Origin of the sequence: Pseudomonas petroselini (assembly GCF_045037875.1) — a bacterium.
Lineage (GTDB): Bacteria > Pseudomonadota > Gammaproteobacteria > Pseudomonadales > Pseudomonadaceae > Aquipseudomonas > Aquipseudomonas petroselini.
The window spans coordinates 1967198-1988928 of record NZ_CP173614.1 but is presented as its reverse complement, the minus strand read 5'-3'; the positions used below and the strand labels follow the sequence as shown (position 1 = coordinate 1988928).

20 protein-coding genes are annotated in these 21731 nt (G+C 61.2%); 7 read left to right on the top strand and 13 right to left on the bottom strand.

What is annotated here, in order from left to right; translation table 11 throughout:
• Window positions 1-75 precede the first annotated feature (75 nt).
• The 10 genes from tadA to lptF all read right to left on the bottom strand — a co-directional run bounded on the left by tadA (window position 76) and on the right by lptF (window position 10653).
• Window positions 76-573, bottom strand: coding sequence for a tRNA adenosine(34) deaminase TadA (gene tadA / locus ACI512_RS09295; RefSeq protein ID WP_236383666.1), 498 nt, complete (start codon window positions 571-573; stop codon window positions 76-78).
• Entirely contained in the window at window positions 573-1949 is a 1377-nt protein-coding gene (locus ACI512_RS09290; protein WP_102061638.1) for a multicopper oxidase family protein, read from the bottom strand. The genes tadA and ACI512_RS09290 overlap by 1 nt, the downstream gene beginning before the upstream one ends.
• A gap of 259 nt (window positions 1950-2208) precedes the next feature.
• The gene (pdxJ, locus tag ACI512_RS09285; RefSeq protein WP_012722404.1) at window positions 2209-2952 is read right to left on the bottom strand and encodes a pyridoxine 5'-phosphate synthase; all 744 of its coding nucleotides are present in this window, start codon (window positions 2950-2952) and stop codon (window positions 2209-2211) included.
• A 52-nt stretch (window positions 2953-3004) separates the two neighbouring features.
• Window positions 3005-3694, bottom strand: coding sequence for a DNA repair protein RecO (recO, locus tag ACI512_RS09280; protein WP_012722403.1), 690 nt, complete (start codon window positions 3692-3694; stop codon window positions 3005-3007).
• Window positions 3695-3920: 226 nt separating this feature from the next.
• Complete coding sequence (era, locus tag ACI512_RS09275; RefSeq protein WP_032886448.1) at window positions 3921-4823, bottom strand: GTPase Era; 903 nt, start codon at window positions 4821-4823, stop codon at window positions 3921-3923.
• A complete protein-coding gene (gene rnc / locus ACI512_RS09270; RefSeq protein WP_012722401.1) occupies window positions 4816-5505 on the bottom strand; it encodes a ribonuclease III in 690 nt (229 codons plus the stop codon). Before rnc ends, era begins: the two co-directional genes overlap by 8 nt.
• Window positions 5506-5651: 146 nt before the next feature.
• The gene (lepB, locus tag ACI512_RS09265; RefSeq protein ID WP_012722400.1) at window positions 5652-6506 is read right to left on the bottom strand and encodes a signal peptidase I; all 855 of its coding nucleotides are present in this window, start codon (window positions 6504-6506) and stop codon (window positions 5652-5654) included.
• A gap of 5 nt (window positions 6507-6511) precedes the next feature.
• Complete coding sequence (gene lepA, locus ACI512_RS09260) at window positions 6512-8311, bottom strand: translation elongation factor 4 (protein ID WP_003210439.1); 1800 nt, start codon at window positions 8309-8311, stop codon at window positions 6512-6514.
• A gap of 151 nt (window positions 8312-8462) precedes the next feature.
• Window positions 8463-9542, bottom strand: a complete 1080-nt coding sequence (gene lptG, locus ACI512_RS09255; RefSeq protein ID WP_046034392.1) for an LPS export ABC transporter permease LptG — start codon at window positions 9540-9542, stop codon at window positions 8463-8465.
• Window positions 9535-10653, bottom strand: a complete 1119-nt coding sequence (gene lptF, locus ACI512_RS09250; protein ID WP_093542066.1) for an LPS export ABC transporter permease LptF — start codon at window positions 10651-10653, stop codon at window positions 9535-9537. Before lptF ends, lptG begins: the two co-directional genes overlap by 8 nt.
• 284 nt (window positions 10654-10937) lie before the next feature.
• Between lptF and ACI512_RS09245 the strand changes: the two genes are divergently transcribed.
• The 5 genes from ACI512_RS09245 (at window position 10938) to rlmF (ending at window position 17958) form a co-directional block, all read left to right on the top strand.
• Window positions 10938-12428 carry a leucyl aminopeptidase gene (locus tag ACI512_RS09245; protein WP_064054846.1) on the top strand — a complete coding sequence of 497 codons (1491 nt, stop codon included), beginning with the start codon at window positions 10938-10940 and terminating at the stop codon, window positions 12426-12428.
• A gap of 158 nt (window positions 12429-12586) precedes the next feature.
• Window positions 12587-13015 carry a DNA polymerase III subunit chi gene (locus ACI512_RS09240; protein ID WP_012722396.1) on the top strand — a complete coding sequence of 143 codons (429 nt, stop codon included), beginning with the start codon at window positions 12587-12589 and terminating at the stop codon, window positions 13013-13015.
• Window positions 13016-13022: 7 nt separating this feature from the next.
• Window positions 13023-13400, top strand: a complete 378-nt coding sequence (locus ACI512_RS09235) for a hypothetical protein (protein ID WP_043204835.1) — start codon at window positions 13023-13025, stop codon at window positions 13398-13400.
• Window positions 13401-13660: 260 nt separating this feature from the next.
• Complete coding sequence (locus ACI512_RS09230; RefSeq protein ID WP_236383063.1) at window positions 13661-16507, top strand: valine--tRNA ligase; 2847 nt, start codon at window positions 13661-13663, stop codon at window positions 16505-16507.
• Window positions 16508-16938: 431 nt separating this feature from the next.
• A complete protein-coding gene (gene rlmF, locus ACI512_RS09225; RefSeq protein ID WP_064054843.1) occupies window positions 16939-17958 on the top strand; it encodes a 23S rRNA (adenine(1618)-N(6))-methyltransferase RlmF in 1020 nt (339 codons plus the stop codon).
• A gap of 181 nt (window positions 17959-18139) precedes the next feature.
• On the opposite strand, the gene ACI512_RS09220 is transcribed toward rlmF, so the two are convergent.
• Window positions 18140-18421, bottom strand: a complete 282-nt coding sequence (locus tag ACI512_RS09220) for an HU family DNA-binding protein (protein ID WP_003188840.1) — start codon at window positions 18419-18421, stop codon at window positions 18140-18142.
• A 396-nt stretch (window positions 18422-18817) separates the two neighbouring features.
• On the opposite strand from ACI512_RS09220, the gene yejK reads away from it, so the two are divergent.
• Both yejK and ACI512_RS09210 read left to right on the top strand, forming a co-directional pair.
• Entirely contained in the window at window positions 18818-19822 is a 1005-nt protein-coding gene (gene yejK, locus ACI512_RS09215; RefSeq protein WP_012722392.1) for a nucleoid-associated protein YejK, read from the top strand.
• Window positions 19822-20172 carry a glutaredoxin family protein gene (locus ACI512_RS09210; protein WP_064054842.1) on the top strand — a complete coding sequence of 117 codons (351 nt, stop codon included), beginning with the start codon at window positions 19822-19824 and terminating at the stop codon, window positions 20170-20172. Before yejK ends, ACI512_RS09210 begins: the two co-directional genes overlap by 1 nt.
• Here ACI512_RS09210 and ACI512_RS09205 read toward each other — a convergent pair whose 3' ends face one another.
• Both ACI512_RS09205 and ACI512_RS09200 read right to left on the bottom strand, forming a co-directional pair.
• The gene (locus ACI512_RS09205; protein WP_236380766.1) at window positions 20173-21150 is read right to left on the bottom strand and encodes a FecR family protein; all 978 of its coding nucleotides are present in this window, start codon (window positions 21148-21150) and stop codon (window positions 20173-20175) included.
• Window positions 21147-21725 (bottom strand): RNA polymerase sigma factor, encoded by a 579-nt coding sequence (locus tag ACI512_RS09200; RefSeq protein ID WP_043204830.1) that lies wholly within the window; start codon window positions 21723-21725, stop codon window positions 21147-21149. The genes ACI512_RS09205 and ACI512_RS09200 overlap by 4 nt, the downstream gene beginning before the upstream one ends.
• Window positions 21726-21731: the final 6 nt, after the last annotated feature.

The following is a 21731-nucleotide window of genomic DNA, read 5'->3' as shown; positions in this document are numbered from 1 at the left end:
ATCCCCCTTGAATAAAGGGAGATCACAATGTGGGAGGGGGCTTGCTCCCTCCCACACTTTGATCTCCAGTGTCCCTTAGAGGGCAGGCTTGGCGCGTCTGGCCCTGAAGAACGCACTCAGCACCGTCCCACACTCCTCCGCCAACACCCCACCTTCAAACACCACCCGATGATTCAAAAAGCTCTGGGTAAAAAACTGCCCCTGGCTCTGCACAATCCCGGCCTTAGGCTCCAGCGCCCCGTACACCACCCGCGCAATCCGTGAATGCACGATCAAACCGGCGCACATGCTGCACGGTTCCAACGTCACATACAGCGTACTGCCCACCAGGCGGTAGTTGCTGATGGCTTGCGCAGCGGCGCGGATAGCGACCATTTCGGCATGGGCGCTGGGGTCGTTGCCGCTGATCGGGCAGTTGAAGCCACGGCCGATGATTTCACCGTCCTGCACCAGTACCGCGCCCACGGGCACTTCACCCAACGCGGCACCTTGGGCGGCGAGCACCAGGGCCTCGCGCATGAAGTCCTGGTCGCGACTGCGGTCGATGATCGCCGTAGGGCGAAACTGGCGCATCACGCCACCTCGATGGCGGCCATCAGGCCGGTTTCCATGTGGTCGATCACATGGCAGTGGAACATCCACACCCCTGGGTTATCCGCCACCAACGCCACGCGTGCGCGTTCGTTCTTGCCCAGCAGGTAAGTGTCGGTGAAGTACGGGATCACCTTGTGGCGGTTCGACGCGATCACCTTGAAACTCATGCCGTGCAGGTGGATCGGGTGCTGGTACTGGGTCATGTTTTTCAATTCGAAGATGTAGCTCTTGCCCTTCTCAAGCCTGGCAATCGGGCGGTCGGCGCAGGTCTTGTCGGTGATGTCCCAGGCCTTGCCGTTGATCTGCCACAGGCTCGGCGGCTTGCCGTCATCCACCGACACCGAACCCACCCACTCGAAATTGAAGTTGAGTTTCTCGGCATTGGCCAGGTCCGGCTCGCTGATCGGGTTGGCGGGCAATGCCGGTGGCCAGTCGGTCGGCGCGTCGGTGTTGGCCACCGAACGGAAGGTGCCCAGGCGCACTGGCCCGTTGCGGATCGACAGCTCTTCGCCGGCCGGCGGTGCCTTGATCGCCAGGCAGATACGCATGCCCGGGCCCAGCCAATATTCCTTGCCCAACGGGCGAGGTTCGATGGGGTTGCCATCCAGCGCGTAGATCTGCGCTTCAACGTCCGGGATGTTGAGGCGATAGGTCAAGGTGTTGTCGAGGTTGAGCAGACGCACGCGCGTAATCTGCCCGGCAGGTAGATCGATCACCGCCTGGGACACGCCATTGATCGTCGACAAGCGCCCGGCGGTGCCGCCACGCGCCGCTTCACGGGGAACGCTGAACGCCACGAAAGCGCCCTCTTCGTCCACATGCCAGCTTTTCAGGCTGAGGGTGCGCTCGTGCTTGAAACCGGTAGGTTCGCGCTCCTCGATGATCAGCGGGCCGACCAGACCCCGGCCAAGTTCTTCGCTGCTGTTCACATGCGGGTGATACCAGTAGCTGCCGGCGTCGGGCACGCGGAATTTGTAGTCGAAGTATTCGCCGGGCAGCACCGGCAATTGCGAGACGTAGGGCACGCCGTCCATTTCCAGCGGCAGGCGGATGCCATGCCAGTGAATGGTGGTGGCGACCGGCAGGTGGTTGATAAACCGCACGCGCAGCCACTCGCCCTGGCGCACGCGCAATTCGGTGCCCGGCGCCGAGGGGCCGAACGCCCAGGCTTCGGTCTTGTGCCCCGGCACCAGTTCCACATCCAGCGGTGCCGCGATCAGTTCGTAATCGTGTCCCGCCTCGGCCTCGGCGACTTTCCCCAGCCAGTAGCGATAGGCGCCACCGGCCCCCACCCCCACTACGGCCAGGCCTGCAAGACCACCCAGGATTTGTCGACGAGAAAAGGATCGGGACACAACAACCTCACGTATCTGCCGCAGGCTCGGGGCCTGCAAAGGGCAGATACGATACACCTGCACTGGCTAAACAGTAAGGCTTCGCATTGCCGCATGCCTGATTTCAAAGGGTTTGGCTAGATGACGACAACTTTGGATGCACCAAAAATCACTGTGGGAGGGGGCTTGCCCCCGATTGCAGTGGGTCAGCGACAGATAGGCTGACTGACACACCGCTATCGGGGGCAAGCCCTCTCCCACATTGGATTTTCGGCGTTTTTTAAGCCTTGGCAGCAGCCAGGATCAGCGCCTTCATCTCGGCCACGGCGCCTTTGAAGCCGACGAACAGCGCGTGCGCGACCAGTGCATGGCCGATGTTCAGCTCGTTGATGCCCTTGATCGCGGCCACGGCTTCGACGTTGTGGTAGTGCAGGCCATGGCCGGCGTTGACGATCAGGCCTTCGTTGAGGCCGCAGTTCACACCGTCGATGATGCGCTGCAACTCGTCAGCCACTTCGGTGGGCGTGGTGGCGTCGGCGTAACGGCCGGTGTGCAGTTCGATGGCGGGGGCACCGACACGGCGCGAGGCTTCGATCTGGCGCTCGTCGGCGTCGATGAACAGAGACACTTCACTGCCGATCTTCGACAGGCGCTCTACCGCCGCCTTGATTCGCGCTTCCTGGCCAGCCACATCCAGGCCGCCTTCGGTGGTCAGTTCCTGGCGGGTTTCCGGGACCAGGCAGATGTGCGCCGGGCGGATGCGCTCGGCGAAGGCCATCATTTCTTCGGTGACGCCCATTTCGAAGTTCATGCGCGTTTGCAGCACATCCTTGAGCAGCAGCACGTCGCGTTCCTGGATGTGGCGGCGGTCTTCGCGCAGGTGCACGGTGATACCGTCGGCGCCCGCTTCTTCGGCGTCCAGCGCAGCCTTGACCGGGTCAGGGTAACGGGTGCCCCGGGCCTGACGCAGGGTAGCGACGTGGTCGATATTGACGCCAAGAAGAATGCGATTGCTGGTGCTCACGGAAGCGCTCCTGAAAAGGGGAAAGAAACGCTGCACAGCATACACGGGGATGTCAGGGCTTTCGAAACAACTCGCGACTGACCAGCGGCCGTCCGCCCAAGTGCACGGCCAGGGCCTGGCGCATCAGGCGCTTGGCGGCGGACAAGGCGCCGGGGGCGGTCCAGTCGGCTTCGCTCATGGCCAACAGCTCGGTGCCCTGGAACAAGCCGGGTTGCAGCAGGTACACGCGCTCCAGGCCCGCGTCGACTTGCAGTCGGTACATGCCGTCGGCAGCGATGGGGTCGCCGTGCAGGTCGTTGTTTAATTCAAAGCCATAGCCCAGGTCGTCGAGCAGGCGCCATTCAAACGCGCGCAGCAACGGTTCCAGGGGCCGGCCTTCGGCCAAGGCGATCAGGGTGGCGGCGTAGTGATCGAAGACCGCCGGGTGCGGGTCTTCCGCGGGAAGCAGACGGATCAGCAACTCATTGAGGTAGAGGCCACTGAACAGGGCCTCGCCATTCAGCCAGGCGGAGGTACCGACGCTTTCCAGGCGGCCGACGTTTTTGAGCTCACCCTTGCCGCGAAACTCCACGTCCAGGGCCACGAACGGCCGCGCCAACGTGCCCGCCTTGCCCCGCGCGCTGCGCAAGACTGCGCGCAAGCGGCCTTGGGGCGTGAGGAAATCCACCAAGGCGCTGGTCTCGCGGTAGGCGCGGCTGTGCAGGACATAGGCGAGTTGGCTGGGGGGTGGGGATTGGGACATGGGAGTCTCGATGACGGAACACAAACCATGAAATAGCGAAGAACCACTGTGGTGAGCGGGCTTGCCCCGCGCTGGGCTGCGCAGCGGCCCCAGACAAATCACCGCAGTTCTTTCAGGCAGATCTCAGTGCCTGGTTTTGGGCTGCTTCGCAGCCCAGCGCGGGGCAAGCCCGCTCACCACAGCAAGCCCCCTCCCACAGTTTCAGCGCTGCGGTATATTCAGGACCTTACAAGTCGCCGTAGCCCAACGAGCGCAATGCACGCTCATCATCGGACCAGCCACCCTTAACCTTCACCCACAGGTTGAGCATGATCTTGGAATCGAAGAGCAATTCCATGTCCTTGCGCGCCTCGGTGCCGATGCGCTTGATGCGCTCGCCCTTGTCGCCAATGATGATTTTCTTCTGGCCGTCACGTTCGACGAGGATCAGCGCATGGATATGCAAGGTCTTGCCCTGCTGCTTGAACTCTTCGATTTCGACGGTGATCTGGTACGGCAGCTCGGCGCCCATCTGGCGCATGATTTTCTCGCGCACCAGTTCGGCGGCAAGGAAACGGCTGCTGCGGTCGGTGATCTGGTCTTCCGGGAAGAAGTGTTCGTTCTCCGGCAGGTAGCCGGCAATCACGCGTTCCAGGGCTTCGAGGTTGTGACCGTGCTGGGCCGAGATCGGCATGATCTGGGCGTTCGGCAGTTGTTCCTGCAGCCAGGTCAGGTGCGGCATCAGCTCGGCTTTGTCTTCGATGCGGTCGGTCTTGTTCAGCGCGACGATCAGCGGGCCGGTGACGTACTGCACACGCTCGAGGACCATCTGGTCTTCGTCGGTCCACTTGGTGCGATCGACCACGAAGATCACCACGTCGACGTCTTTCAACGCCGCCGAAGCGGTCTTGTTCATGTAGCGGTTAAGGGCTTTCTCGCCGCCTTTGTGCATGCCCGGGGTGTCGACGTAGACCGCTTGCACGGCGCCTTCGGTCTTGATGCCCAGCATGTTGTGGCGGGTGGTCTGCGGCTTGCGCGAGGTGATCGCAAGCTTCTGGCCGAGGATGTGGTTGAGCAGCGTGGACTTGCCCACGTTGGGGCGGCCAACAATGGCAACATAGCCACAGCGTGTTGCGGTTGAATCAGTCATGGCCATTCTCCACGCCCAGGGCAATCAGTGCTGCAGCGGCCGCTACCTGTTCGGCAATACGACGGCTCACACCCTGACCTCGGCTTTTTTCGTTCAGTAAGGTGATTTCACATTCCACGAAGAATACGCGGCAATGGGGCTCACCCTGGATATCCACCACTTCGTAGCGTGGCAGTTCGCAACCGCGGGACTGCAGGAATTCCTGCAGGCGGGTCTTGGGATCTTTGTTGGTGTCGACCAGCGTGAGGCTTTCGATCTCGGAAGTCAGCCACGCAGTGACGCGCTCCTTGGCCGCTTCCATGCCTGCATCGAGGTAGATCGCACCGATCAACGCCTCGAGGGCATCGGCCAGGATCGATTCACGCCGGAAACCGCCGCTCTTCAACTCACCGGAACCCAGCCGCAGGTATTCGCCCAGGCCAAAGCCACGGGCCAGTACGGCCAGGGTCTCGCCCTTCACCAGGCGCGCGCGCAGGCGCGACAGCTGGCCTTCACGGGCTTGGGGGAAGCGCTCGAACAGCGCTTCACCGGCGACGAAATTGAGGATGGCATCACCGAGGAATTCCAGGCGCTCGTTGTTGCGCCCTGCAAAGCTGCGGTGTGTGAGGGCAAGGACCATCAATTCCTGGTCCTTGAAGGTGTAGCCGAGCTGGCGCTCGAGACGTGCTAGAGAAACGGTCACGGTTTATCCATATCTAGTTGGTGGCACCGGCGGCCATCGACGATTGACGCAGTGTTCAAATTCAAATCCTGGTTGGCGCTGCATGAGGCCGGAAATGTCCGAGCCCCAGAAAAGCATTCGGCGCTGTGTTCACAGCGCCGCTTGTATTACTTGATCAGCCCGACTCGCGAGAAGTTCGGCAGGTGGCTGAGTTTGGGTTCCGGCCAGCTCATCCAGACCGCAAAGGCCTTGCCGACGATATTCTGGTCGGGAACCATGCCCAGCAGGTCCTTGGGAATATTGGGATCATCCCAGTAGCGGCTGTCATTGGAGTTGTCACGGTTGTCGCCCATCATGAAGTAGTGCCCGGCCGGCACTTTCCATTCACCATCAGGCGTCGCGCGGTAGCGGCTCATTTCCTTGCGGATTTCGTGCTCGACCGCACCGAGTTTTTCCTGGTACAGCTCGGCGCTGCCCAGGCTGTTCGGTTCGGAACCGATCAATTTCTCGGCCACCGATTCACCGTTGATGAACAGGCGTTTGTCGCTGGTGTAGCGAATCACGTCACCCGGCAGGCCGACCACACGCTTGATGTAGTTGACGTTCGGGTCGCTCGGGTAGCGGAACACCATCACATCGCCGCGCTGCGGGTCACCGACTTCGATGACCTTCTTGTCGATCACCGGCAAGCGGATCCCATAGGAAAACTTGTTCACCAGGATGAAGTCGCCCACGTCCAGGGTCGGTTTCATCGAGCCCGACGGGATCTGAAACGGCTCCACCAGGAACGAGCGCAGCACCAGTACGATGAACAACACCGGGAAGAACGACTTGCCGTATTCAACCAGCAAAGGCTCTTTGTTCAGCTTCTCGATGACCACGCCATCGGGCTGGCTGACGCTGCCCTGATAGGACGCGATAGCCGCCCGACGACGCGGGGCGAAGAAGACCAGATCGAGCAATGCCAACAGACCGCAAACGGCAACGGCGATGACCAGCAACAGCGGGAAATTTAGCGACATAGGACCTAACTATCCAACCTGAGCACCGCAAGGAAGGCTTCTTGTGGAATTTCCACGTTACCCACTTGCTTCATGCGTTTTTTACCGGCCTTTTGCTTTTCAAGCAGCTTGCGCTTACGGCTTACGTCACCGCCGTAGCATTTGGCCAGTACGTTCTTTCTGAGGGCCTTGACCGAGGTCCGCGCAATGATCTGCCCGCCGATGGCGGCCTGGATCGCAACGTCGAACATCTGGCGCGGGATCAGTTCTTTCATCTTCTCGGTCAACTGGCGACCTTTGTAGTGCGCGTTGTCCTTGTGCACGATCAGTGCCAGGGCATCGACCTTGTCGCCGTTAATCAACACATCCAGTTTCACCAGATTAGCCGATTGGTACCGGTCGAAATGGTAGTCCAGCGAAGCATAGCCGCGGCTGGTGGATTTGAGACGGTCAAAGAAGTCCAGGACCACTTCGTTCATCGGCAAATCGTAGGTCACTTGCACCTGGGTACCGAGGAACAGCATGTCGTGCTGTACGCCACGCTTTTCGATACACAGGGTAATGACGTTGCCCAGGTGTTCCTGCGGCACAAGAATATTGGCGCGCACGATCGGTTCACGCATGTCTTCGATGGAAGACAGGTCTGGAAGCTTGGACGGGTTGTCGACGTAAATCGTTTCACCGGTTTTCAGCGCCAGCTCAAAAATAACCGTCGGCGCGGTGGTGATCAGGTCCAGGTCGTACTCGCGCTCAAGACGCTCCTGGATGATCTCCATGTGCAGCATGCCGAGGAAGCCGCAACGGAAGCCGAAGCCCAGGGCGTCGGAGCTTTCCGGGGTGTACTGCAACGACGAATCGTTGAGGGTGAGCTTTTGCAGGGCTTCGCGGAAATCTTCGAAGTCGTCGGAGCTGACCGGGAACAGGCCGGCGTAGACCTGCGGCTGGATGCGTTTGAAGCCCGGCAGCACGTCGACGTCAGGGGTGGAGCTCAAGGTCAGGGTGTCACCGACCGGTGCACCGTGAATGTCCTTGATACCGGCGATGATGAAGCCTACTTCACCGGCTTTCAGATCAGTGGTAGCCGTGTGCTTGGGGTTGAACACACCGACGCTGTCCACCAGGTGGATCTTGCCGGTGGACTTGACCAGGATCTTGTCGCCCTTTTTCACACGGCCATGGCGCACGCGTACCAGAGAAACAACGCCCAGGTAGTTGTCGAACCAGGAGTCGATGATCAACGCTTGCAGCGGATCTTCGTAGTTGCCGGTGGGGGCGGGAATGGTCTTGACCAGGCGCTCGAGCACTTCGTCGACGCCCAGGCCGGTCTTGGCGCTGCACTCGACGGCGTCGGTGGCGTCAATGCCGATGATTTTTTCGATTTCTTCTTTGACGCGGTCCGGATCGGCCTGTGGCAGGTCGATCTTGTTCAGCACCGGCATCACTTCCAGGCCTTGCTCGATGGCGGTGTAGCAGTTGGCCACGGACTGGGCTTCAACGCCCTGACCCGCGTCCACCACCAGCAGCGCACCTTCGCAGGCCGCCAGGGAACGGCTGACTTCGTAGGTGAAGTCGACGTGGCCCGGGGTGTCAATGAAGTTCAGTTGGTACTTGATACCGTCTTTGGCGGTGTAGTACAGGGTCACGCTGTGGGCCTTGATGGTGATCCCGCGCTCGCGTTCGAGGTCCATGGAATCCAGTACCTGGGCTTCCATTTCACGCTCGGCAAGGCCGCCGCACATCTGGATGAATCGATCGGCCAGCGTCGACTTACCATGGTCAATGTGGGCGATGATGGAGAAATTGCGGATATGACTCAAATCACTCACGGATCAACACTCAAAAAGGCTGCAGGCAGATTGCCCGCTGAAAAATAGCCGGGAATTGTACCTGATGCTCAGGCCAGGCGTCATCTTTGCTGACCAGAACAAAAATGCCCCGATCTCTCGACCGGGGCATTTTTTGTTCATAAGCGCGCGGCTAGCCCGCCCGGCGCAGCAGCCAGAACCCGGCCAGGGCGCAGATGGCAGTCGGCACCAGCACCGCAAACAGCGGCGAGAAACCAAACACCAGGCTCGACGGGCCCAGCAGGTCCTGGGCGATGCGGAAGGTGAAGCCCACCAGCACGCCGGTAAACACGCGTTGGCCCAGGGTTACCGAACGCAACGGGCCGAAGATGAACGAAATCGCCATCAACACCAACGCCGCGGTGACCACCGGCTGCAACACCTTGACCCAAAATGCCAGCCAATAACGGCCATTGTTCAGGCCCTGGTCCTTGAGGTAGTGGATATAGCTCCACAGCCCCGAGATCGGCAGGCTTTCCGGGATCATCACCACGGTATTCAAGAGTTCCGGCTTGAGGGCGATATCCCACTCTTCGCTCGGCACGTTGATCACTTCGGTACGGGCGTTGGTGCCTTGGCCAATATTGCGGAAGTACGTGGTGGTAACGTCGCTCAGTTGCCATTTTTCGCCACTGTATTGCGCACGTTTGGCGAAGCTCGACTCCAGCAAGTGACGTTCTTTGTCAAAGGTGTAGCGCGTCACACCAATCAACAGGCCGCCTGGCTGCACGGCGTTGATGTGGATGAACTCTTCACCCTGACGGTGCCACAGGCCGTGCTTGGAACTTTGCGCATCGCCCGACCCCTGCGCCAGGGCGCGGTTGGCCTGGGCGGTGGTTTCGGCCGGTGGCGCCACGTATTCGCCGATCAGCACGCTGCAGGCCATCAGCAGCAGCATGGGTTTCATCACGGCCCAGACGATGCGCCCAATGGACACACCCGCAGCGCGCATGATGGTCAGTTCACTGTTGCTGGCCAGGCTGCCCAGGCCAATCAGGCAACCGATCAGCGCAGCCATCGGCATCATGTCGTAGAGACGGCGCGGCGCGGTAAGGGCCACGTAGCTCAGCACATCCCACACCGTGTAGGTGTCGCTGACGTTGCCGACTTCATCGATGAAGGCGAACAACGAGGCCAAGCCCAGGATGATGCCCAGTACCGCCAGGATGGCGATCAGTACGCTGCTACCAATGTAGCGATCGAGCTTAGCCACGAGCCAACTCCTTCTGGCCACGACGGCTCTTCATTTTCAAACGGATCGGTTCCCAGTAGAGCAGCCCCAGGCCAATCACCAGGAAGATCCCGTGCACCCACCACAGGCCCAGCGTCGGCGACAACTTGCCTTTTTCCAGGGAGCCACGGGCGGAAATCAGGATGGTGAGGTAAGCCATGTAAAGCAGGATTGCCGGCAACAGCTTGAGGAAACGGCCCTGGCGCGGGTTGACGCGCGACAGCGGCACGGCCATCAACGTCACGATGAACACCAGCAGCGGCAGGGAAATCCGCCATTGCAACTCGGCAATGGAGCGCAGTTCCTTGCTGCCGAACAGGTCGGTCGTGGGAATGGCGTCGCGGTCGGTGACTTCATCGCTGATGTCCGGGCGAGCCAGCATCACGCCATAGGTGTCGTACTTGATCGCGCGATAATCCGCCATGCCTGGGCTGCCATCGTAGCGATAGCCATTTTCCAGGATCAGGTAGCGGCTGCCGTCAGGACGCACTTCCTGGCGACCTGAATCAGCCACCAGCACGGAAATACCACGGTCCTTCTTGTCTTGGCCCAGACGCTTCTCGGAGATGAACACACCGCCCAGGTTGGCGCGGTCGTCGGTCAGCGTTTCGGTGTAGGTCACCCGTGAACCGTCATTGAGCGCCTGGAAGCGGCCGGGTTCGAGGGTGTCGAACTCGGTCATCGCGTCCTGTTTGTTCAGCACCAGTTGGAACTGCATGGCGCCCTGAGGGGCCAGGCTCAGGCTCAGCCAGGCCACAATCAGCGCGACGCCGGCGGCCGGGATCATGGTCATGCCCAGCAGACGCTGCTGGCTCATGCCGGTGGCCGAGAGCACGGTCATTTCGCTTTCGAGGTACAGCCGGCCGTAGGCCAGCAGGATCCCGAGGAACAGGCCCAACGGCAGGATCAGCTGCAGGAAACCCGGCAGGCGAAAGCCCATGATCAGGAACAGCGAGCCCGGATCGAGGGCGCCGGAGGCAGCCTGGGCCAGGTATTTGACGAAACGACCACTCATGATGATGACCAGCAATACCGCACTCACGGCACTCAGGGTCAACAGGACTTCGCGGGACAGATAACGGAAGACGATCAAACCAGACACTCCAGGGTTGTCAGGCTAAGGCGGCCAAACAAGCAAGCATACCGAGTCAGCCCATTGACACAGGGCCGGCTAAAAAGATGGCGCATTATCCTGTGATTGACCGCGCCTGTCACTGCGCAACCTCATGCACATGCACAAAGCAGGTGGCAAGGGTTGTCAGGCTCCGTCGGCGAGGTTCAAACTGCGGCCTTTGTCACCGGCGGTTTACACAGCTGCCTGGTATTAAAGCCGGAGTACAGACTCTTGGCTAACAGACCTTTATAAGGGACCCGAAAATGGAATTGGTTGTAAAAAGCGTTAGCCCCGAAACGTTGAAAACCGCCACCCTCGTGGTCGCCATCGGCGAAGGCCGCAAGCTCGGCGTTGCCGCCAAGCAACTCGACGAACTCAGCGGCGGCGCCATCAGCGCGGTGCTCAAGCGCGGCGACCTGGCCGGCAAAGTCGGCCAGAGCCTGCTGCTGCAAAGCCTGCCCAACCTCAAGGCCGAGCGCGTGTTGCTGGTCGGCGTGGGTAAAGACGCCGAACTGGGCGACCGCCCGTTCCGCAAGATCATCAGCGGCATCCTCACGACCCTCAAGGGCCTGGGCGGCAGCGATGCGACGCTGGCCCTCGATGAAATCGTTGTAAAAGGCCGTGACAGCTACGGCAAAACCCGCCTGCTGGCCGAAACCCTGGTGGACGGCGGTTATATTTTCGACGAGTTCAAGAGCCAGAAAGCCGAACCGCGTGCGCTGAAGAAAATCACCCTGCTGACCATCAAGGCTGCCCAGGCCGAAGTCGAGCGCGCCGTGACCCACGCGCAGGCCATCGCCAACGGCATGTCCTTTACCCGCGACCTGGGCAACCTGCCACCGAACATCTGCCACCCGACGTTCCTGGGCGAACAGGCCAAGGCGCTGGGCAAAGAGTTCAAGGGCTTAAAAGTCGAAGTGCTGGACGAGAAGAAGATCAAGGAACTGGGCATGGGCTCGTTCTATGCCGTGGGCCAAGGCAGCGACCAGCCGCCACGCCTGATCGTGATGCAATACAACGGCGGCAAGAAGTCCGAGAAGCCTTACGCCCTGGTCGGCAAAGGCATCACCTTCGACACCGGCGGCATCAGCCTCAAGCCGGGCCTGGGCATGGACGAAATGAAGTACGACATGGGCGGCGCCGCCAGCGTGTTCGGCACCCTGCGCGCCGTGCTGGAACTCAAGCTGCCGATCAACCTGGTGTGCATCCTGGCCTGCGCCGAGAACATGCCGAGCGGCGGCGCGACCCGTCCAGGCGACATCGTCACCACCCTGAGCGGCCAGACCGTCGAAATCCTCAACACTGACGCCGAAGGCCGTCTGGTGCTGTGCGATGCCCTGACCTACGCCGAGCGCTTCAAGCCGCAGGCCGTGATCGACATCGCCACCCTGACCGGTGCCTGCATCGTCGCCCTGGGCTCCCACACGTCGGGCCTGCTGGGTAACAGCGATGAGCTGATCGAGCAACTGCTCAGCGCCGGCAAGGCCGCCGACGACCGCGCCTGGCAACTGCCGCTGTTCGATGAGTACCAGGAACAGCTGGACAGCCCGTTCGCCGACATCGCCAACATCGGCGGCCCGAAAGCCGGCACCATCACCGCTGCCTGCTTCCTGTCGCGCTTTGCCAAGAACTTCAACTGGGCGCACTTGGACATCGCCGGCACGGCCTGGACCAGCGGCGGCAAGGACAAGGGCGCCACTGGCCGCCCGGTGCCCCTGCTGACCCAATACCTGCTGGATCGCGCCAAGGCCTGACCCGGTCTGAGCGGGCTTGATGTGGCGAGGGCGCTTGCTCCCGCTGGACCGCGCAGCAGTCCCCAGCTTTTTGGGGGCGCTTCGCACCCCAGCGCAAGCACGCTTGCTCGCCACAACAAGCTGCCTTTTACCCTTGTTGAGGCCGCCCAGGAACCGCAATGACCCAAGTCGACTTCTATATATTGCCCAGCGCCGACCCGCTCGCGCGCCTGGACTTTGCCTGCAAACTCACCGAAAAAGCCTGGCGCATGGGCCACCGCATCTACCTGCATTGCAGCGATGCCGCCCAGCGCGACGAGCTGGATGCCCGCCTGTGGCGCTTCAAGGGCGAAAGCTTCGTGCCCCACGGCCCCGCCGAGTCTGAACCTGAAGGCCTGGTAGTGCTGGGTTTAGGCGACAGTTGCGGCGATCACCACGACCTGCTGGTCAACCTGGACCTGAAAGTGCCGCCGTTCGCCAAGGCATTCGCCCGTGTGGCGGAAGTGGTGGTGGAAGATCCGGCTATTCGTCAGGCCGCGCGGGAGAGTTTCCGTTTCTACCGCGAACAGGGCTATCCTCTGCAGGATCACCGGCTACAACGACTTTGAGTAAATGATGGACACGCCAAACCCTCTAAAAAAAGACGACCACCTGCTGGACGACCTGGAGTCGATCCGTCAGTTGCTGGGTGATGATAACGTGCAGCCGCCGCTGTTGACCGAGCCCGCCGAGGGCGAGCCGCAGATTCCGCTGTTATTCGATATGGTCGGTGGCAAGCCGGTCGAGCCGGCGCCGGTGGTCAAGGCCGCCGCCCCTGCAACGGCCGAAAAAGGCCCCGACGCCCTGCTGCTGCACCTGGACAACGAACTGCGCGCCGCCGCGCAACTGATCATGCAAGACGTGATCGACGACTTTGCCCCGCATATCGAAACCGAGATCAAGCGTCGGTTGGATGCGCGGATGGAGCGGTTGCTGAGCCAGTACCAGTCTTAAACCACACCAAAATCCCCTGTGGCGCTCGCTGTGGTGAACGGGCTTGCTGTGGTGAGCGGGCTTGCCCCGCGCTGGACTGCGAAGCAGTCCCCTTGGTTTTTCGGTAAGCCCGTCGGGGGAAAAGCCCCCTCACCACCACAAGCCCCCTCCCCCATTAGTCTTGCATCAGCCTTAAGCCCGTCTTCAACTCGCCCTCCTCGTCCGCCCCCGTTATACTTGCCGGCTTTCCTGAATAAATGCCAACTAGGGTCCCGCCGCGCATGGATAAGACCTACCAGCCGCACGCTATCGAAACTTCCTGGTACAACACCTGGGAATCCGAGAATTATTTCGCCCCGCAAGGCGCGGGCGATTCCTACACCATCATGATTCCGCCACCGAACGTCACTGGCAGCTTGCACATGGGCCACGGCTTCAACAATGCGATCATGGATGCGTTGATCCGTTTCCGCCGCATGCAGGGCCGCAACACCCTGTGGCAGCCGGGCACCGACCACGCTGGCATCGCCACCCAGATGCTCGTGGAACGCCAACTCGAAGCCACCGGCCAGAGCCGTCATGATCTGGGTCGCGAGAAATTCCTGGAAAAGATCTGGGAATGGAAAGACCAGTCCGGCGGCAATATCAGCCGTCAGATCCGCCGCCTGGGCTCGTCCGTGGACTGGAGCCGCGAGCGCTTCACCATGGACGACGGCTTGTCGGAAGCTGTGAAAGAGGCCTTCGTGCGCCTGCATGAAGACGGCCTGATCTATCGCGGCAAGCGCCTGGTCAACTGGGACACCAAGTTGCACACGGCGATTTCCGACCTCGAAGTGGAAAACCACGACGAGAAAGGCTTCCTGTGGAACCTCAAGTACCCGCTGGCCGACGGCGCCAAGACCGCTGAAGGCAACGACTACCTGATCGTCGCCACCACGCGCCCGGAAACCATGCTCGGCGACGCCGCCGTAGCCGTTAACCCGAACGACGAACGCTACCAGGCGCTGATCGGCAAGTTTGTCGAGCTGCCGCTGGTGGGCCGCCGCATCCCGATTATCGCGGACGACTACTGCGACCCTGAATTCGGCACCGGCTGCGTGAAAATCACACCGGCCCACGATTTCAACGACTACGAAGTCGGCAAGCGCCACAACCTGCCGCTGCTGAACATCTTCGACAAGAATGCCGCCGTTCTGCCGGCCTGCCAGGTGTTCAACCTGGACGGCACGCTGAACGACAGCATCGACGGCAAGATCCCGGCTGAATACGCTGGCCTTGACCGTTTTGAAGCGCGCAAGCAGATCGTTGCCGCCTTCGACGCCGTCGGCTTGCTGGTCAGCGTTGACGACCACGGCCTGAAAGTGCCGAAGGGCGACCGCTCCGGCACCGTGATCGAGCCGTGGCTGACCGACCAGTGGTACGTGTCTACCAAGCCGCTGGCAGAACCTGCCATTGCCGCCGTGGAAGACGGCCGTATCCAGTTCGTGCCCAAGCAGTACGAAAACATGTATTTCTCGTGGATGCGCGACATCCAGGATTGGTGCATCAGCCGTCAGCTGTGGTGGGGCCATCGCATTCCGGCCTGGTACGACGAGTCGGGCAAGGTCTACGTCGGCCGCGACGAAGCCGAAGTGCGCGCCAAGCACAACCTGGGGGCGGACGTTGCGCTGCAACAGGACAACGACGTACTGGACACCTGGTTCAGTTCGGGCCTGTGGACCTTCTCCACCCTGGGCTGGCCGCAGCAGACCGAATTCCTGAAGAAATTCCACTCCACCGACGTGCTGGTCACCGGCTTCGACATCATTTTCTTCTGGGTTGCCCGGATGATCATGCTGACCATGCACTTGGTGAAGAACGAGGACGGCACCCCACAAGTACCGTTCAAGACCGTGTATGTGCACGGCCTGGTGCGTGATGGCCAGGGCCAGAAGATGTCCAAGTCCAAGGGCAACGTCCTGGACCCGCTGGACATCATCGACGGCATCGACCTGGAAACCCTGGTGCAGAAACGCACCTCGGGCCTGATGCAGCCGAAACTGGCGAAGAAGATCGAGAAGCAGACCCGCGACGAGTTCGCCGACGGTATCGCCAGCTATGGCACCGACGCCCTGCGCTTTACCTTCTGCTCGCTGGCGTCCACCGGTCGCGACATCAAGTTCGACATGGGTCGCGTCGAAGGCTATCGCAACTTCTGCAACAAGATCTGGAACGCCGCGCGCTACGTGCTGGATAAAGGCGAAGACTGCGGCCAGAACGGCGAAGCCTATGAGTTGAGCCTGGCCGACCGCTGGATCATCTCGCAGCTGCAACGCACCGAAGCCGAAGTGACCCGCCAGCTCGACCAGTTCCGTTTCGACCTGGCTGCACAAGCCTTGTACGAGTTCATCTGGAACCAGTATTGCGACTGGTACCTGGAACTGTCCAAGCCCGTGCTGTGGGACGAAAACGCGCCGGTTGAACGCCAGCGCGGCACTCGCCGTACCCTGGTACGCGTGCTCGAAGTGGCGCTGCGCCTGGCGCATCCGTTCATGCCGTTCATCACCGAAGAAATCTGGCAGCGCCTGGCGCCACTGGCCGGTATCGAAGGCAAGACCATCATGCTGCAACCTTGGCCGGTGGCCAACGAAGCGCGCATCGATGAAGCCGCCGAAAGCGATATCGAATGGCTCAAGACCCTGATGCTTGGCACGCGCAACATCCGCGCCGAGATGAACATCGGGCCGGGCAAGCCACTGGCGGTGTTCGTGAAGAACGCCAGTGCCGAGGACCAGCGTCGTCTCAGCGAGAATGACGCACTGCTGAAAAAGCTGGCGAAGCTGGAGTCGATCACCGTATTGGCGGCCGGCGAAGACGCACCACTGTCTGCCACTGCACTGGTCGGTGACATGGAAGTGCTGGTGCCGATGGCTGGCCTGATCGACAAGGGTGCGGAACTGGCCCGTCTCGACAAGGAAATCGCCCGCCTGCAAGGCGAAGTGCAACGCGTGGGCGGCAAGCTGTCCAACGCGGCGTTCGTCGACAAGGCGCCGGCGGAAGTGATCGACAAGGAACGCGCCAAGTTGGCCGAGGCTGAACAGGCCTTGGGCAAGCTGGCGGAGCAACATGCGCGGATTTCCAGCCTGTAAGGTGGACCGCGTTTAAGAAAGAGGCCTTCAGGCCTAATGCCAGTCAGTTAAGACGTAGAAAGGGTAAAAAATAACCTGTGGCGAGGGAGCTTGCTCCCGCTGGGCCGCGAAGCGGCCCCAGCTCTTTGTTTCAAAAGACTGGGACTGCTGCGCAGTCCAACGGGAGCAAGCTCCCTCGCCACAGGTACAGTGTTTGCCCTTAACTGACTTGCATTAGGCCTTCGGGCCTCTTTTTTTTGCCTGGAGACTCCCAATGCCAGGCTGGCAATACAGTCAATGTGGGAGGGGGCTTGCCCCCGATAGCGGTGTCTCAGCTACCTATGAACTGGCGGGTCCACCGCAATCGGGAGCAAGCCCCCTCCCACATTTGACCGGGACAGGCTCAGGATGTGTGACAATGCCCACCACTTTGAGCCAACACCAGAATCATCATGACCGCCCCCAGCACGCCAAAACCTCCGCGCAAGAAGCCTAAAACCGCAACCACGGCCAAACCCGTCGTGCCGCGCAAAGAGGCCACCCTGCACCCGCGCAACCGCCACACAGGCCGTTACGACTTCCAGGCACTGATCAAGACCACGCCGGAACTGGCGCAATTCGTGATCATCAACCCGTACGGCAAGGAAAGCATCGACTTCGCCAGCCCGGACGCGGTGCGGGTGTTCAACCGAGCGTTGCTCAAGTCGTTCTATGGCATCCAGCATTGGGACATCCCGGCCGATTACCTGTGTCCACCGGTACCGGGGCGTGCCGACTACGTGCACTTCCTCGCCGACCTGCTGGCCAGCGTCAATGACGGCAAGATCCCACGCGGTTCGATCGTCAAGGTGCTGGACATCGGCATGGGCGCCAACTGCGTCTACCCGCTGATTGGCTACATGGAGTACCGCTGGAACTTCCTCGGCTCGGAGGTCGACCCTATCGCCGTGGCCGCCGCCAAGGCAATCGTGCAGTCCAATGACCTGAGCAAAGTCATCCAACTGCGCCAGCAGACCAACCCCAAGCAGATCCTGCTGAGCCTGCTGGAGCCGGGTGAGCGCTTTGACCTGACCATGTGCAACCCGCCGTTCCATGCGTCCATGGACGAAGCGACCAAGGGCAGCGAGCGCAAGTGGCGCGCCCTGGGCAAAGCCGACCCCAAGCGCAAGTTGCCGGTGCTGAACTTCGGTGGCCAATCAGCTGAACTGTGGTGTGAAGGCGGCGAAGCGCGCTTTGTGACGCAGCTGATTGCCGAGAGCGCGCATTTTGCCCACAAGGTGTTGTGGTTCAGCACCTTGGTGTCAAAAGCGTCAAACTTGCCCGCTATCGAGACAGCCCTGAAAAAAGCCGGCGTGCTGGAAAGCCAAGTGGTGGAAATGTCCCAGGGCCAGAAGCAAAGCCGTTTCGTGGCCTGGACCTTCCAGACCAAGAACGAGCAGCAGATCTGGCGCCAGCGCTGGGTGCGCGACTGATCCATTGTGGCGAGGGAGCTTGCTCCCGCTGGGCTGCGCAGCGGCCCCAAAAGTCTGGGAGCGCTTCGCACTCCAGCGGGAGCAAGCTCCCTCGCCACAGTAACCCCGCAACCACAGTAAATCGCAGGCAACAAAAAACCGTGCCCGGATCGCTCCGGAGCACGGTTTCTTTTGCTGCGTCTTACTTGTTAACAGCGTCGGTCAGGCCTTTGGCCACAACCAGCTTGATAACTTTCTTGGCAGCGATTTCGATGGCAGCGCCGGTCGAAGGGTTACGGCCAGTACGGGCAGGACGCTCGGTCACTTTCAGTTTGCCAACGCCTGGCAGAGTGATTTCGCCGCCGTTTTCCAGCTGGTCAGCAACAACTTGGCTCAGTTGGTCCAGCAGAGCGCGCACGGTAGTTTTCGGTGCGTCTACTGCTTCAGCCAGGTCAGCGATCAGTTGGTCTTTAGTAATAGCCATTGTGGTGTTCCTTCCCTATCAAATTCATATGGATTGCAGAGTGCAGTGTCAGCCGTCGAGCCCGACCGTCATGGCCTGGCACCCCCGGCTATAACCACGGAGATCGGGGTTATAGATGCTTGAAACGGGGATTGGTTCGACCTGACAGATGCTGAATGCACGCTTATCGCCGAGACTTGGCGTAAGACGGGGCAAAACTAGCACAGAGACGGGGAAATATCCGCTTCTACCTACCCATTTGGTCAGCTTTATCGCTCTAAACCGTGAAAAAAAGGCATATGGCCCGTCGGAGGGTGCTCGAAACACCCTTCGAAGCACGTCTTGGCCAATGGTGCGGTACACTTGGCGACTTTTCGGGGAGGCCAACCGCTCCCCTATCAACCAGCCGAGAAGCCTATGCCGATCCGTCACTGCATCGTCCACCTGATCGACAAAAAACCCGACGGCACACCTGCAGTTCTCCATGCCCGCGACTCCGAGCTTGCCGAGTCGGCCGCCATCGAGAACATGCTTGCCGACCTCAACGAGAGCTACAACGCCAAACAAGGCAAGGCCTGGGGTTTCTTCCATGCCGAGTCCGGTGCGCACCCGTTCAGCGGCTGGTTGAAGGAGTATTTCGAGGGTGGGCAGGATTTCACCACCTTCAGCCGCACCGCTGTCGAGCACCTGCAGAAGCTGATGGAAGAGTCCAACCTCTCCACCGGCGGCCACGTGCTGTTTGCCCACTATCAACAGGGCATGACCGACTACCTGGCCATCGCCCTGCTGCACCACAGCGAAGGCGTGGCGGTGACCGACGAGCTGGATGTGACTCCCTCGCGTCACCTGGACCTCGGCCAGCTGCACCTGGCGGCACGCATCAACGTGTCCGAGTGGCAGAACAACAAGCAGTCCAAGCAGTACATTTCCTTTATCAAGGGCAAGAACGGCAAGAAGGTTTCGGAATACTTCCGCGACTTCATCGGCTGCCAGGAAGGCGTCGACGGCCCGGGCGAGACCCGCACCCTGCTCAAGGCCTTCAGCGACTTCGTCGAAAGCGAAGACCTGCCGGACGAATCCGCCCGCGAGAAAACCAAGACCCTGGTGGACTACGCCAGCAGCCAGGCCAAGCTCGGTGAACCGATGGGCCTGGAAGAACTCTCCGGATTGATCGATGAAGATCGGCCAAAAGCCTTCTACGACCATATCCGCAACAAGGACTACGGCCTGTCGCCAGAAATCCCTGCCGATAAGCGTACCCTCAACCAGTTCCGCCGCTTCACCGGCCGAGCCGAGGGCTTGTCCATCAGCTTTGAAGCGCACCTGCTGGGCGACAAGATCGAGTACGACGAAGCCGCCGGCACCTTGATCATCAAGGGCCTGCCAACCCAACTGACCGATCAGCTCAAGCGCCGCAACTGATGCTGGGCGGGGTTTTCAAGAAAGTCCTGCTGGTGTTGCTGGTCGTGGTGGTGATCCAGAACTGGGGCAAGATCGAGCGGGTGTTCAACCCCTCGCAAGGGGTGCCGGAGCACGTGCGCACGTCGGCGCGCGTGGTGCTCTATTCCACCGAATGGTGTGGGTACTGCAAACAGATCCGCCGGTTCCTGGACCAGAAAGGCATTCCCTACCAGGCGTTCGATATCGAGAAGGACGCCCAGGCGCGCAAGGCGTATGAGGCGTTGGGCGGCGGCGGGATTCCGTTCGTGGACGTGAACGGCACGCTGATTCGCGACTACAGCCCGGAGAAAATCATGGCGGCGCTGAAGTAATCAGCGCACCACGATCATTCGCCCCAGCACATGGTGCTGTTCAAAACCCAGTACCGCCTGCAATGCATTCAGCACCGCCTGCGGATCCTGGCTCGGGAAGCTGCCGCTGACGCGCTTGGCGCCCATCTCGTCATTGAGCAACAGGATGCGACCAGGGTAATAACGCTCCAGGTCCTTGACCACGTCGGCCAGCGGCGCCTTGTAGTAGTTGAGCCAGCCGTCGCGCCAGGCCAGGCGTGATTCGCTGTCGACCGCGTGCATCTGATCGGCAATGCCATCGGTGTAGGCCACTTGCTGGCCCGCCGTAAGAATCTGCTGCTGGCCCTGCGTTGACGGCGTCACGCCAACCCGCCCGGACAACACCGTTACCTGAGCGCCTGCCGGTTGCAGACGGACTTCAAACTGTGTGCCCAGCACCCGCGCTTCGCCACTGCCCGCCGCCACGACGAAGGACTCACCGGTGTGGGTCACGCTGAAAAAGCCCGCGCCCCGACGCAGTTGGATATGCCGTTCGCCATGGTTGAAATCCACAGCAATGGCGCTGTCGGCATCGAGGGTGATTTGGGACTTGTCGGCCAGGGTGACGGTTTTGATTTCTCCGGGCGCCGTCACATAGTCCGCGCCAAAGTCATCGACCCAGCGCGACGGCTGCCAACCGGCGCCCATCGACGCCATCACCACCAGGCACGCGGCCATGGCCAGCGCCCCGGACCAGCGCACGACCCGCGAACGCTTCGAGGCATGCATGGCATTAAGGTAGCCCTGCAATGCCAACGCCTCCTCGTCCGCCAACTTGCGCGCCGGTACTTCACTCAACTCCCACAGCACCTGCGCCTGGGAATAGGCCGCGACGTGCGCAGGGTCGGCCCGCAGCCACTGGCTGAACGTAGCCTGGTCGCCGCTGCTGGGCTGGTCGTGCAGCAGGCTCAGCCAGGCCAGTGCGGCTTGCTCCTGGGCGGGCGTGGGGGTGACGTTCACGGTGCTTTCCCTGGCGTGCGGGGGGATGAAGGTTCGCGAAGGCTGGCTTTGCAGGCTTCGAGGGCACGCATCATATGTTTTTCCACGGCACTTTGGGACAGGCCCATGGCCTTGGCGATTTCGGCGTACTTACGGCCGTGGATGCGGTTGAGCAGGAAAATCTGCCGCGTACGCTCGGGCAAGCTGCGCAGGGCCGCTTCGACGTGGCGCAGATCGTTGCCTGCCTCCAGCGCCGCCTGGGGTTCGGAGCCCTGGTTGTCTTGCTGCTCGGGCAGCCAGCCTTCGCTGCTGCGCACCCGTGCGCCTTCGCTGCGCAGGTGGTCGATAGCGATGTTGCCGGCGCAGCGCAACAGGTAGGTGCTGAGTTCTTCAACCTGCACCAGCGGCCGGCGCCAGAAGCGCAGGAACAGGTCCTGCACCAGGTCAGCCGCCGTGGCGCGGCACCCCACGCGTCGACTTACCAGGGCTTCCATCTGCGAACGCTGGGACAAGAACACCTGCAGGAAATGCGCACGTCCACCGGCCGCGTCAGCGTGCTGGCTGTCCTGGGATTCGGGTGGGGTGCTGATCATCAAGGTGGG